At 70.5% G+C, this 12,374-nt stretch carries 15 protein-coding genes; 5 read left to right on the forward strand and 10 right to left on the reverse strand.

Annotated elements, in window-relative coordinates; all coding sequences use genetic code 11:
• A complete protein-coding gene (locus AC1Q87_RS13970) occupies window positions 1-411 on the reverse strand; it encodes a GFA family protein (protein WP_492609531.1) in 411 nt (136 codons plus the stop codon).
• Window positions 412-413: 2 nt separating this feature from the next.
• Window positions 414-1,481: a DUF2125 domain-containing protein gene (locus AC1Q87_RS13975; protein ID WP_492609532.1), complete on the reverse strand. Its 1,068-nt coding sequence runs from the start codon at window positions 1,479-1,481 to the stop codon at window positions 414-416.
• On the opposite strand from AC1Q87_RS13975, the gene AC1Q87_RS13980 reads away from it, so the two are divergent.
• On the forward strand, window positions 1,480-2,016 hold the full coding sequence (locus tag AC1Q87_RS13980; protein ID WP_492609533.1) for a gamma-glutamylcyclotransferase: 537 nt from the start codon (window positions 1,480-1,482) through the stop codon (window positions 2,014-2,016). The genes AC1Q87_RS13975 and AC1Q87_RS13980 overlap by 2 nt on opposite strands.
• Window positions 2,017-2,148: 132 nt before the next feature.
• Here AC1Q87_RS13980 and AC1Q87_RS13985 read toward each other — a convergent pair whose 3' ends face one another.
• Genes AC1Q87_RS13985 through ftsE form a run of 4 tightly spaced genes read right to left on the reverse strand, consistent with a single transcriptional unit; the run spans window position 2,149 to window position 5,079 of the window.
• Window positions 2,149-2,859 carry a lysophospholipid acyltransferase family protein gene (locus AC1Q87_RS13985; protein ID WP_492609534.1) on the reverse strand — a complete coding sequence of 237 codons (711 nt, stop codon included), beginning with the start codon at window positions 2,857-2,859 and terminating at the stop codon, window positions 2,149-2,151.
• A gap of 5 nt (window positions 2,860-2,864) precedes the next feature.
• Window positions 2,865-3,482 carry a YdcF family protein gene (locus AC1Q87_RS13990; RefSeq protein WP_492609535.1) on the reverse strand — a complete coding sequence of 206 codons (618 nt, stop codon included), beginning with the start codon at window positions 3,480-3,482 and terminating at the stop codon, window positions 2,865-2,867.
• Window positions 3,479-4,366 (reverse strand): cell division protein FtsX, encoded by an 888-nt coding sequence (locus AC1Q87_RS13995; RefSeq protein WP_492609536.1) that lies wholly within the window; start codon window positions 4,364-4,366, stop codon window positions 3,479-3,481. Before AC1Q87_RS13995 ends, AC1Q87_RS13990 begins: the two co-directional genes overlap by 4 nt.
• A complete protein-coding gene (gene ftsE / locus AC1Q87_RS14000; RefSeq protein ID WP_492609537.1) occupies window positions 4,363-5,079 on the reverse strand; it encodes a cell division ATP-binding protein FtsE in 717 nt (238 codons plus the stop codon). The genes AC1Q87_RS13995 and ftsE overlap by 4 nt, the downstream gene beginning before the upstream one ends.
• A gap of 56 nt (window positions 5,080-5,135) precedes the next feature.
• On the opposite strand from ftsE, the gene AC1Q87_RS14005 reads away from it, so the two are divergent.
• Together AC1Q87_RS14005 and AC1Q87_RS14010 are read left to right on the forward strand one after the other, a co-directional pair.
• Window positions 5,136-6,008 carry a DUF3426 domain-containing protein gene (locus AC1Q87_RS14005; RefSeq protein ID WP_492609538.1) on the forward strand — a complete coding sequence of 291 codons (873 nt, stop codon included), beginning with the start codon at window positions 5,136-5,138 and terminating at the stop codon, window positions 6,006-6,008.
• Window positions 6,001-6,525: a phosphoribosyltransferase gene (locus AC1Q87_RS14010; protein WP_492609539.1), complete on the forward strand. Its 525-nt coding sequence runs from the start codon at window positions 6,001-6,003 to the stop codon at window positions 6,523-6,525. Before AC1Q87_RS14005 ends, AC1Q87_RS14010 begins: the two co-directional genes overlap by 8 nt.
• Here the strand turns inward: AC1Q87_RS14010 and AC1Q87_RS14015 are convergent.
• The 4 genes from AC1Q87_RS14015 to argH all read right to left on the reverse strand — a co-directional run bounded on the left by AC1Q87_RS14015 (window position 6,522) and on the right by argH (window position 11,348).
• Window positions 6,522-8,243 carry an ATP-binding protein gene (locus AC1Q87_RS14015; protein WP_492609540.1) on the reverse strand — a complete coding sequence of 574 codons (1,722 nt, stop codon included), beginning with the start codon at window positions 8,241-8,243 and terminating at the stop codon, window positions 6,522-6,524. The two genes, AC1Q87_RS14010 and AC1Q87_RS14015, sit on opposite strands and share 4 nt — an antisense overlap.
• Before the next feature lie 116 nt (window positions 8,244-8,359).
• Entirely contained in the window at window positions 8,360-9,643 is a 1,284-nt protein-coding gene (lysA, locus tag AC1Q87_RS14020; protein WP_492609541.1) for a diaminopimelate decarboxylase, read from the reverse strand.
• A complete protein-coding gene (locus AC1Q87_RS14025; RefSeq protein WP_492609542.1) occupies window positions 9,640-9,918 on the reverse strand; it encodes a hypothetical protein in 279 nt (92 codons plus the stop codon). The genes lysA and AC1Q87_RS14025 overlap by 4 nt, the downstream gene beginning before the upstream one ends.
• Window positions 9,918-11,348 (reverse strand): argininosuccinate lyase, encoded by a 1,431-nt coding sequence (argH, locus tag AC1Q87_RS14030; RefSeq protein ID WP_492609543.1) that lies wholly within the window; start codon window positions 11,346-11,348, stop codon window positions 9,918-9,920. The genes AC1Q87_RS14025 and argH overlap by 1 nt, the downstream gene beginning before the upstream one ends.
• On the opposite strand from argH, the gene AC1Q87_RS14035 reads away from it, so the two are divergent.
• On the forward strand, window positions 11,349-11,978 hold the full coding sequence (locus AC1Q87_RS14035; RefSeq protein WP_492609544.1) for a TlpA family protein disulfide reductase: 630 nt from the start codon (window positions 11,349-11,351) through the stop codon (window positions 11,976-11,978).
• Window positions 11,979-12,166: 188 nt separating this feature from the next.
• On the forward strand, window positions 12,167-12,370 hold the full coding sequence (locus tag AC1Q87_RS14040; protein ID WP_492609545.1) for a cold-shock protein: 204 nt from the start codon (window positions 12,167-12,169) through the stop codon (window positions 12,368-12,370).
• The last annotated feature ends 4 nt before the right edge of the window (window positions 12,371-12,374 follow it).

Genomic DNA, 12,374 nt, shown 5'->3' on the forward strand with positions numbered 1-12,374 from the left:
TCAGCCGGGAAGGCCGTCGAGCTTGGGGATGGCGTCGAGGTCGGCGTCCCAGTCGGCGCGGCTGGCCCAGCTGATGTGCGCGGTGGGGCGGATGTCGACGGGGCTGTCGAGGCTGCCGGCAGGCACCTTGACGAAGGCGCCGTCCATCTGGACGTCCGGCAGCGCCGAGCCGCACGAGGTGCAGAAGCTGCGCTCGTGGCGCGTGCCGGGCACGCGGTAGGTCTTCACGTCCGCCTCGCCGCTCAGCCAACGCAACTGCGCGCCGGCCGCGAACAGATTGGCGCCATGGGCCGATCCGCCGCCCTTCCGACAACGCGAGCAGTGGCAGAGGAAGAAGGCGTCGAATGCGCCTTCGACCTCGAAGCGCACGGCGCCGCAGAGGCAGGACCCGGCGACCTTGGGCGCAGGCATGGCTAGTAGACCTTCGGGGCCGGGCCGATGGCGACCGGTCCCAGCGTGGTCTGGCCGGCCTGGAAGGTGACGTTGGCCCGGGCGACGTCGTCATTGCCCTGGCGGGCGGCGGCGACGGCCGAGGCGGCGATTGCGGCCTCGGGGCGGATCACCCCTGTCTCGGCCATGGCGCCGAGAGCTTTGGGCGCTTCGCGCAGGGTGACGTCGAGCGAGCCGTTCAAGCGGCCGTCATAGCCGACGCTGAGCACGCCGGACTGGGCGCCGACCACCGCCTCGCCGGCGGTGATCCCGGCCTGGCGCACCGTCATGCGGCCGCCGGCGGTGGTCCAGGCGCGGACGGCTTCGGGCCAGTTGGCGCCCTGGAAGGCGCTGATCTTGGAGAGCAGCGAGTCCCACGAGATCGAGATCGGCTTGTCGCCGGCGACGCGGGCGAAGAGGCCCGAGAGCCGGGCGACGCCGGCGTCGACCTTGAAGAACACCGCGGCCTGGTCGTCGGGACCGGGCCGGAAGTGGAATTCGACCTTGTCGGCGGCCGACAGCGCGAACGGCTGGGCGCCCGGGGTCGGCGCGAAGGTCAGCTTGGTCCCTTCGAACGAGAAGCGCGGCAGCGGCTGGTCGAGGCCCGCGAGGCTGGCGTGGATCACGTCGCCCTTGATCTCGACCGGGCCGCCGACCGGGCGGGTGAAGGTCAGGCCGCCCGGCGTGGCCAGCACCCAGGTCGACAGGCCGTGCATGAACGCCTGGGCTTCGAGCTTCGGCGCAGCCAGCGCCCAGCCGGACGGCTCGCGGACCTTGGCGTCGTCGAGCTGGATGTTGAGCCGGAACGGGTAGCCGTAGATCCGCTTGTGGCTCCAGGCGACGTCGTAGCCGGCCTTTCGCAGCTGTTCGGCGCCGGCTTCGAGCCGCTTGTCCGCCTCGCCGCGGGCGTAGACCCAAAGGCCGCTCCAGCCGATGGCGGCGACCCCGGCGATGATGAACGGGATGTAGAGCGCCGCGCGTCGGGGTTTGCGGTGGTGCGCCGGATCGGGCACAGGGGAGGAAGACGGAGCGGGATTGTCGCGGCGGGCCATGTCGGTTGAGCGTTGGGTCTTCGGTTACGGGTCGCTGATGTGGCGTCCGGGGTTCGAGTTCGTCGAGCGCCAGAGCGCCACCCTACACGGGCGGCGGCGCGCCTTCTGCATCTATTCGGTGCACCATCGCGGCACCTACCAGCGGCCGGGCCTGGTGCTGGGCCTGGCGCCGGGCGGCGCGGTGCGCGGCGCGGCCTATCGGGTCGCCGAGGAGCACTGGCCGGCGACCTATGAATACCTGCGCGAGCGCGAGCAGCCGACCGAGACCTATGTCGAGGCCAAGGCCAATATCCGGCTGGCGAACGGCCATCGGGTCGAGACGCTGGTCTTCCTGTCCGACGTGCACCATCCGCAGTGGGCCGGGGCGCTGTCGCTGGAGCGGCAGGCCGAGCTGATCGCCGGAGCCCATGGGCTGTCGGGCCGCAATGTCGACTATCTGCGCGACCTGGTCGTCCACCTCTGCGAGATGGGCGTGCACGACGCGGCGATGGAGAAGCTGCTCGGCATGGTCGAGGCGCGCGAGCTGGCGCGGTGACCTTTAAATGCTCCCCCTCTGGGGGAGCTCCGGGCCGCTAGGCCCGGTGAGGGCGCATCCGCGTCGAGTCAAAGTCCCCCTCAGCCGGCCGTTCGGCCGCCAGCTTCCCCAGAGGGGGAGTATTCAAAGGGATCACAGCGTCAGCAGCGCGTTCGAGGCGGCTTCGGTGCGCTCCTGCAGGGTGCGCATGAACTCGGCGCGCTTGAGGCCCGGCTGGATCGGCTCGAGGTATTCGAAGACGATGGTGCCCGGTTTGCGGGTGAAGCCGTGCTTGGGCCAGTGGACGCCGGCGTTGGTGGCGATCGGGTGCACCGGCACGTCGATCTCGCGGTAGAGCGCGGCGATGCCGGGCTTGTAGTCGGGCGGCGCGCCGGGCGCGGTGCGGGTGCCCTCAGGGGCGATGATCACCTGGCGGTGTTCGGCGAAGCGTTCCTGGGCGTCCTTGACCAGCTTGCGCAGGGCGGCGGAGTGACCCTCGCGGTCGACGACGATCATCTTGGCCTTCATCGCGTACCAGCTGAAGAACGGGATCCACATCAGCTCCTTCTTCATGACGAAGCAGGCGTCCGGCATGAAGGCGAACTGGGCGAAGACGTCGAACATGCACTGGTGCTTGGGCGCCAGCAGGGCCGCGCCGGTCGGCATGTGCTCGCGGCCGCGGACTTCGACCTTGATGTCGCAGACGACGCGCAGCAGGACGATGATGCCCCTGGCCCAGCCGCGCATCATCTCCGTGCACCAGCTGCGCGGGGCCGGCAGGACGACGATCGCGCAGCCGACCGCGACCAGGACGGACCACAGATAGAACAGGACGGCGAACGCCAGGGAGCGGAGGGTGGTCAAGCAGGTCAGCCTTTCTTCGGCGCGGCCGGTTCGTTGCGGGGGCCGAGGCCCAGCACCGCTTCGCGGCCCAGGATCGCCAGGTACTTGCAGTACTCGGTCACCATCAGCCGGGCGGCGCCGCTGGTGCGCCACCAGCGGCCGGCGTTCATCACCGAGGTGGCGACCGGATAAGGGGTGAGGCGCTTGTCGGGCATGGCGCCGCGCAGTTCGAGCATGGCGCGCGGCATGTGGTAGTCGGCGGTGACCACGATCAGGCTGTCGAAGCGCATGGCCCGCGCCCACTCCTGGGTCTCGCGGGCGTTGCCGAGGGTGTTGGCGGCGTCGAAGCCGAGGTCGACGCAGCAGTCGTAGAGCCGGCGCACGGCGCGGCTGACCACGCGGATATCCTCACGCGAGGCCTCGCGGCTGACGCCGGAGACCAGCATGCGGCGGGCCTTGCCGTCGGCCAGCAACTCCATGGCGGCGCCGATGCGTTCGTTGGAGCCGGCGCCGGTCAGGGCGACGACGCCGTCGGCCACGGGCGGCTGCGGCGCCGGGGTCGAGCGCTCGACCCGCTCGGCGAAGGCCAGCAGGCCGGCCGCCCAGATGGCGGCGACGACGAGGAGGGCGGTCAGGCCTTTCACGAAAGCTCCCGGACCATGGCCTGGGCGGTGAAGCGCGCGGCGAGGGCCGCGACGCCGCCGGCCACCAGCGGCGCGGGCAGGACCGACAACAGATCGATCCAAGCGATCGGCAGCACCGGCGTCAAACCTTGGCCTCCACCCGCCAAACGCAACAGAGCTCCCATGATCGCCGCCCCGCCGGCTCCAAACAAGCCCGCCAGCGCCGCCATACGGGCGAAGCGAGCCTGGAACAGGCGGGCGATGAAGCTGTCTTCGGCCCCGGAGAGATGCAGCACCTCGACCACTTCGCGGCGCGCGGCGAGGCCGGCGCGGGTGGCGAAGGCGACCACCGCGGCGGCGGCCACGGCGATCAGACCGAACACCGCCAGCCCGACCCAGCGGGCGGTGCGGGCCGAACGCTGGATGTCGGCCATCCACACCGAGTGGTCGTCGACGACGGCGTCGAGGCCCTGAGCCTTCAGCGCCTGGTCGAGGGTGGCGGCGCTGGCCGGGCGCTCGCGAGTGAGTTGGACGGCGACCAGCCGCGGCACCGGCAGGTCGGAGAGATCGGCGTCGCCGAGCCAGGGGGCGATCAGCGCCTCGGCCTTCTCGCGCTCGATGGCGCGGGCCTCGGCGACCCCGTCGACCCCGGCCAGGGTCTCGGCGGCGCGGGCGGCCGCGCCGTCCGGAGTCTCGTTGGCCTTGGGCCGCACGATGATCGTCGCCTGGCCTTCGAGCTGGTCGGTCCAGTCGCGGGCGGCGCGGTCGGCGGCGAGCACCGCCAGCAGGGTCAGACAGGCCAGGAAGCAGAGCACCGCCACCACGAAGGTCAGCGAGCCGTCGCGGGCGTCGGACTCCGGCAGGAACGGGGCGGGCCGCCAGCGGGCGACGTCGAAGTCGCTCATCGCCGGGCTCCCTGCGCGACCAGGCGGCCGCGTTCCAGGTGCAGCACCGGCATGCCCGAGCGGGCGACAAGGTCCTGGTCGTGGGTGGCGAACAGCACGGTGGCGCCGAGGCGGTTCAGCTCGACGAACAGCTTGAGGATGCGCAGCGCCATCTCGGGATCGACGTTGCCGGTCGGCTCGTCGGCCAGCAGGATCTCGGGCCGGTTGACCACGGCGCGGGCGATGGCCAGCCGCTGGCGCTCGCCGCCGGCCAGGGTCGCGGGCATGGCGTGCATGCGGTCCTTGAGACCCACCCAGGCCAGCAGTTCGGCGACGTCGTCGCGATAGGTGTCGGGCTTGCGGCCCTCGATGCGCAGCGGCAGGGCGGTGTTATCGAACACCGAGAGGTGATCGAGCAGCTTGAACTCCTGGTACACCACCCCGATGCGGCGGCGCAGGAAGGGCTGGGCCTCGCGCGCGATTGTCGAGACGTCCTGGCCGAACAGGTGCATGAGTCCCTTGGACGGCTTGGCCGCCAGGAACAGAAGCTTCAACAGCGAGGTCTTGCCCGCTCCCGAAGCGCCGGTCACGAAGTGGAATGACCCCGGCTGCAGGGAGAACGTCAGGTCCTTCAAAGTCTCGGGGGCGCGGCCATAGCGCATCGACACATCATCGAAGCGGACAACGGCGTGATCGGCGTCGGTGGCGCCTGTGGCGTTCGGGTTTCTGGACATGGAGACCGAAATCGGCGACCTCGGTGGAGGTTGCTGGAGCGTCCGATTCGGCTGTCATGATACTGACCTGTCCAGACTGCGCCACCAGCTATTTCGTGGACGATTCCAAGATCCCCACGGATGGCCGGTTGGTGAAGTGCGCCAGTTGCGGCGCGCGCTGGACTGCGACCCCCGCGGATCCTGAAGACTCGCTGGAACTCGCGACCTCCGAGGAAGAGGGCGCGGTGGCGCGCGAGCCCGCGCCGGAACCGGCCGTCGAGAAGCCGGCGCGCGAACTGAGCGGCGACGAGCTGCCGCGCGCGTTCCGGGCCAAGGCCGACACCGACCGGCGCGTGCGCGAGGCGGCGGCGACCGGCGTCATCTGGGCCGGCATGGCCGCGGCGCTGGTGCTGATGATCGCGCTGGGGATCATCTTCCGCGTCGACGTCGTGCGGCTGTGGCCGCGCACGGCCAGCGCCTATGCCGGCGTCGGCCTGCCGGTGAACAGCCTGGGGCTGGTCATCGAGGGCGTGCGCTTCGAGCCGTCGCTGCAGGACGGGCATGCGGCGCTGTCGGTCTCGGGCATGATCCGCAACATCGAGAACGAGCCGGTGGTGACCCCGCCGCTGCGCATCAGCCTGCTGGACGCCGATGGCAAGCCGGTGGCGACCAAGATCGCCCGTCCGGCCGATGCGCGCATCCCGCCGGGCGAGACCCGCCACTTCGCGATCGCGCTGCTCGACCCGCCGGCGAGCGCCAAGGAGCTGGAGGTGGCGTTCGCGCCGCGCGAGCCGGTGAACCTGAACGTCAAGCAGGGCGACCCGGCCCCGGCCGCCGCCAAGCCGGCCGGCCCAACCCTGCGTCCCGCCGCCGAACCGCCTGCGCTGGCGCCGGTCGAAGCCCAACCGCTGCCGCCGGGCAGCCCCGACGCGCTGCCGACCCATGACTGACGCCCCGACCGTCCTCTTGACCGAACAGGAGGTGGCCGATCGCGTCGAGGCGCTGGCCCGCCAGATCGCGCCGGCGATCGACGACGAGACGGTGGCCGTCTGCCTGCTGACCGGCGGGCTGTGGTTCGCGTCGGACCTGACGCGGGCGCTGGCGCGGGCCGGGCGCTTCGTGCGCTTCGACGCGCTGTGGCTGGCCTCGTACGGCGACGAGCGCGCCAGCCTCGGGCGCTGCGAGGTGCGGGCCGATCTGCAGCGGCCGCTGGCCGGGCGCACGGCCCTGGTCATCGACGACGTCATCGACACCGGCCTGTCGCTGTCGGAGGCGCACCGCCTGGTGCGCGACGCCGGCGCCAGCCGGGTGCTGACCGCGGTGTTCGCCAGCAAGCCCTGGCCGACGCCGCGGGCGATCGTCCCCGACTTCGTGGCCTGGGAGGCGCCGGCCCGGTTCCTGGTCGGCTACGGCATGGACGCGGCCGGCGCGCTGCGCGGCCTGCCCTACATCGGGGCGATGGACTAGGCGGCGCTGGCCGCGAGCACGGCCGCCTGGTCGCCGCGCGCGCACCAGGCCGCGACGGTGAACATCAGCTCGGCCGGCTGGATCGGCTTGGGGTGGACGTCGTCGAAGCCTTGGGCGATCAGCCGCTCGCATTCGTCGGACATGGCGTCGGCGGTTAGCGCCAGGACCGGAACGCCGCGCGGACCGGCCTCTCCGGCGCGGATGCGGCGCAGGGCCTCGATTCCGTCCATGCGCGGCATGTGGACGTCCATCAGCACCACGTCGACATGGCGGGCGCGAAGCACGTCCAGGCCGTCGAGCCCGTCGTCGGCGAGGCTGACCACAGCACCGGCGGCCTCGAGGATGGCGCGGGCGACGGCCTGATTGACCTTGTTGTCGTCGACGACCAGCACTCGTCGGCCTTCGAGGCTGACGGTGTCGGGGGCGGCCTGGGCCGGCGCCGGCGCCGCGCCGGCGGGCAGCGGCAGAGCGACGCGGAACGTCGATCCCGAGCCCGGCTCGCTTTCCACCGAAATCGCGCCGCCCATCATTTCCGCCAGCTGGCGGCAGATGGAGAGGCCAAGCCCGGTCCCGCCATAGCGGCGGGTGGTCGAGACCTCGGCCTGCGAGAAGGCCTGGAACAGCTTCTCCTGCTGGTCGCGGCGCATGCCGAGGCCGGTGTCGGTGACGATGATCTCTATCCCCTGCGGGGCGAGACCGGCGATGCGGACGGCGACCGAGCCCTGCTCGGTGAACTTCAGGGCGTTGGAGATGAGGTTGAGCAGGATCTGGCGCACGCGCACCGGATCGCCGACCAGCCAGGTCGGCGCGTCGGCGTCGATGTCGAGCGACAGCTCGAGGCCCTTCTGACGGGCGGTCTCGCCCCAAAGCAGGAAGGTCTGACGGCCCATCTTCTCGAGGTCGAAGGCGACGCTTTCGAGGTTCAGCTTGCCGGCCTCGATCTTCGATAGGTCGAGGATGTCGTTGAGGATCGCCATCAGGCCATCGCCGGACTGGATGATCATGTCGAGATAGTCGGTCTGCTGGCGCCCGAGTTTTGTGCCGGCCAGGGCGTGCGCCATGCCGAGCACCCCGTTCATAGGCGTGCGCAGCTCGTGGCTCATCATGGCCAGGAAGGCCGACTTGGCGCGGCTCGCTTCCAAGGCCTCGGCCTGGGCCTTCTCGAGCGCGAGGGCGTTGTCGCGTATGGTTCGGGCGACGTTTACGACGCAGGCGGCGAGGGCGACGAGCGAGAATGCTACGATCGCCAGGTCCAGGCCCTTGAACCCACCGAACAGGAGCGGCGGCAGGCCGAGAGCCAGCAGCGGGAAGGGGGCCAGGAAGATGAACGAGGCACGGCTGAGCGAAGTGTACTTGAGCGAGGCGATCAGTAGGCCGAACAGCATCAGCAACGCGGCGAACTGGATGGGCGGGCTGCCCCAGGTCCAACAGATGGCGGCCATCGCCGACCACGACGCGCCGTAGAGCACGACCGGAGCCAGTCGCTCGACACGCGACAAGGCCCGGCCTCCGCGCTGGAAGCGGGCGCGAGCGATTATCAGCCAAGCCTCAAGGACGGCGCTGGCGGCGGTCCAGCAGAGCACGGCGACGGACCCTAGCGCCACGAACAGCAGCATGCCGGCCATCGCCGACATGACGACGCGGTGTTTCCAGCTCTGCTTCGTCATGTCCAGGGTGACGCCCGGACGGCCGTCGTCGACGATCTCTTTCCAATGCACTTGCAGGGCCTGCCGCTGTTACCCCGCGACCATATGGCCAAGCTCGTGTGGTAAGCATTAATCCTCGGCAGGCTGCGAAGCCGGAAGGTCGCTGGGCTCCTTCAGCCCTTGCCTTGTTATTGCCAGGGCGCCGACGCCTCGCGGGCCAGCATGTCCTCGTAGGTCGGGCGCGGGCGCACGACGGCGTAGGCGCCGCCCTTGACCAGCACTTCGGGGACCAGCAGGCGGCTGTTGTACTCGCTGGACATCACCGCGCCGTAGGCGCCGGCGCTGAGGAAGGCGACGAGGTCGCCGGCCCGCAGCGGCGGCAGGGCCCGCTCGCGCGTGAAGGTGTCGCCGGTCTCGCAGATCGGCCCGACCACGTCATAGACCACCGGTTCGCCCTCGCGCGGGTGGACCGGGACGATCTCGTGGTAGGCGTCGTACATCGCCGGGCGGATCAGGTCGTTCATCGCCGCGTCGAGCACGACGAACTTCTTGCCCTCGGGCCGCTCGTGGATGTGCTGCACGCGGGCCAGAAGGACGCCGGCGTTGGCCGCGATCATGCGGCCGGGCTCGAAGGCGTAGCCGACGTCGAGGCCGTTCATGGTCTTGGCGATCATCCGCGCATAGTCGGCGGGCGAAGGCGGTTCGGGCTGATTGAAGTAGGGCACGCCGAGGCCGCCGCCGAGGTCGAGGCGCTTGACCGCCAGACCCTCGCCGCGCAGGCGCTCGACGAGGCCGCGCATCTTCGCGAAGGCCTGGGCCATCGGTTCGAGGTCGGTGATCTGGCTGCCGATGTGGCAGGTGACCCCGACGGGATTGAGGCCCGCGTCGTTGGAGGCGTTGGCGTACAGCCGCTCGGCCTCGGAGAACGAGACGCCGAACTTGTTGTCGGACTTGCCGGTGGAGATCTTGGCGTGGCCGCCGGCCGAGACGTCCGGATTGACGCGGATGGCGATGGTGGCGCGGGTCCCCAGCGACTGGGCGACCTGGCTGGCCAGGCGCATCTCCGGCTCGGACTCGACGTTGATCTCGCCGACCCCGGCCTTGAGCGCGAAGGCGAGTTCGCCCTCGGTCTTGCCGACCCCGGAGAAGACGATCTTCTCAGGAGGAATGCCGGCGGCCAGGGCGCGGCGGACCTCGCCCTCGGAGACCGTGTCGGCGCCCGCGCCCAGCTTGGCGAGGGTCCGCAGCACGGCGAGGTTGGAGTTGGCCTTGACCGCGAAGGCGATCAGCGGGTCGCCGCCGTCGTCGCCCTTGATGCCTTCGGTCACCAGGGCGTCGCGCAGCACGGTGTAGTGCCGCTCGAAGGTGGCGGTGGAATAGACATAGACCGGGGTGCCGACCGCCGAAGCGACGTCGGCCAGGGACACGCCCTCACAGAAGAGCTCGTCGCCCTTCAGCTCAAAATGATTCATCGCGGGTTCGCGTACGGGTCGGGCAGGGCGCCTTGCGGGGCGCTGGCGGTCGGGTTCTGGGCGGAGTCGATCGGCAGGGTGCGCGGCGGCGCGGGCCGGTCGTCGCGGGTGCGCGGGTCGACGGTGCGCACGGCGCGGGCCGGGTCGGCGCCGGCGTCGGCGCCCGAGCCCTTGCCGAACATCGGGCCGGGGCGTTCGAGCTCGCCCATCTTGCCGCAGCCCGCCAGGGCGGCCGCGCCGATCAAGGCGATCGCGGCGAGGGGATGAAGGTTCATCAGAGCTTCTCCTTCCAACGCGCGATCTGGGCGCGGACCTGTTGCGGCGACGTTCCGCCGTAGCTCATGCGGCTGGCGGCCGACGCCTGCGGCGTCAACACGTCAAAGACGGCCGCGGTGATCCGCGGCTCGATGGCCTGCAGTTCGGCGAGCGGCAGGCCGGGCAGATCGACGCCCAGGCCCTCAGCCTTCTTCACGGCGGCCCCGGTCACATGGTGGGCGTCGCGGAACGGCATGTCGAGGGTGCGCACCAGCCAGTCGGCCAGATCGGTCGCGGTCGAGAAGCCGGCGCCGGCGGCGGCGGCCATCCGTTCGGCGTTCGGCTCGAGGTCGGCGACCATGCCGGCCATCGCGGCCAGCGACAGCTCCAGCGCGTCGAAGGCCTCGAAGGTCGGGACCTTGTCCTCCTGCATGTCCTTCGAATAGGTCAGCGGCAGGCCCTTCATGACCACGGTCAGCTGGGTCAGCGAGCCCAGCACCCGGCCGACCTTGGCGCGGATCAGCTCGGCGGCGTCCGGGTTCTTCTTCTGCGGCATGATCGACGAGCCGGTGGTGAACGCGTCGGTCAGCTTCACGAAGCCGAACTGCGGCGTCATCCAGATCACGATCTCTTCGGCCAGGCGCGAGAGGTGCACGGCGCAGAGGCTGGCGGCCGACAGGCTCTCGATCGCGAAGTCGCGGTCCGAGACGCTGTCCAGCGAGTTGGCGGTCGGGGCGGCGAAGCCCAGGGCCTGGGCGGTGGCGTGGCGGTCGATCGGGAACGGCGAGCCGGCGAGGGCGGCGGCGCCCAGCGGGCACTCGTTCATCCGCGCCCGGGCGTCGGCGAAGCGCGAGGCGTCGCGGCCGAACATCTCGACATAGGCCATCAGGTGGTGGCCGAAGGTCACCGGCTGGGCCGGCTGCAGGTGGGTGAAGCCCGGCATCAGGGTCGCCGCGTGCGGCTCGGCCTTGGCGATCAGGGCGCGCTGCAGCGCCTGGATCTGGTGGACCGTGCGGTCGCAGGCGTCGCGGACCCAGAGCCGGAAGTCGAGCGCCACCTGGTCGTTGCGCGAGCGGGCGGTGTGCAGCCGGCCGGCCGCCGGGCCGATCAGCTCGCGCAGCCGCGCCTCGACATTCATGTGGATGTCTTCGTACTCGTCGCGGAACGGGAAGGTCCCGGCGGCGATCTCGGCCTCGATCGCCTGCAGCCCGCCCTGGATGGCGGCCTCGTCCTCGCTTGTAATCACGCCCTGCTTGAGCAACATCGCCGCGTGCGCACGGGAGCCGGCCAGGTCCTGGGCCGCAAGCCGCTTGTCGAAGCCGATGGAGACGTTGATCGCCTGCATTAGTTCGGCCGGCTTGGACGAGAACCGTCCGCCCCACATGGCCTGGCCCCCGTCTTGGGGCGCTTGCGCCGCGCCGTCGGCGCCAGTCGAGGAAGAGTGCGTCATATGAACGAGAAGTCTGCCGAGAAAGCCGCTGGAGAACCCAAGGCCTTCCCGTTGAAATGGGCGCTTCGGGGCGTCGCCGTCGCCGGCGTCGCCGCGGTTGTCTACATCATCGCCCAGGCTTCCATAAACCCCCAGCGGGAAACCGACCTGAAGTCTCTCGCCAAGGGCGAGATGGCCAAGTTCGTGACACCGCTCGAAGCGACTTCGCCGCCGGCCACCAGCTTCCTGGACGCCAACGGCGCGCCCAAGCGCATCGCCGACTTCAAGGGGCAGGTGACGATCGTCAATCTGTGGGCCACCTGGTGCGGGCCGTGCGTGATCGAGATGCCGACCCTGGCCAAGCTGGCCGCCAGCTATGAGGGCAAGCCCGTCCAGGTGGTGGCGATCAGCGTCGACCGCCCGCAGGACGCCGACAAGGCCCGCGCCTTCATCGCCAAGCACGCGCCGCTGGCCTTCTATCACGACCCGAAGATGGCCCTGCCGTTCGCCTTCAAGCCGCCGGCGGCGGGCATGCCGACGACGGTGATCTATGGCGCCGACGGGGTCGAGCGCGGCCGGCTGGCCGGCGATGCCGATTGGTCGGGCAAGGACGCCAAGGCCCTGATCGACAAAGTCCTGGCGGAAAATTGACCCGCGTTCTCTGTTGACCGCCCAGCCTGGCCGTGTGCAAAAATTTGGCCCGCAATCCGGACTTGGGCCTGCAGACGTTCATTCCCCCCGCCTTTGCGGACCGAACCAGCCTTCCCAGACTTGAGATTGTTGCGGGGCGCGCTGTGCGCGCGTCCTGTTTGGACGCTAGTCAGGGAGACGAAAGCGTTATGGCCACCGGGACGGTCAAGTGGTTCAACACCACCAAGGGTTACGGCTTCATCCAGCCGGACAACGGGGGCAAGGACGTTTTCGTCCACGTCTCCGCGGTCGAACGTGCGGGCCTGCGCGGCCTGAACGAGGGTCAGAAGCTGGAGTTCGTCGAGCGTGAGGAACGCGGCAAGATCGCCGCGGTCGATCTCAAGCCGCTCTAGACGC

The organism is Phenylobacterium sp. GW823-FHT02A09 (genome assembly GCF_058797775.1).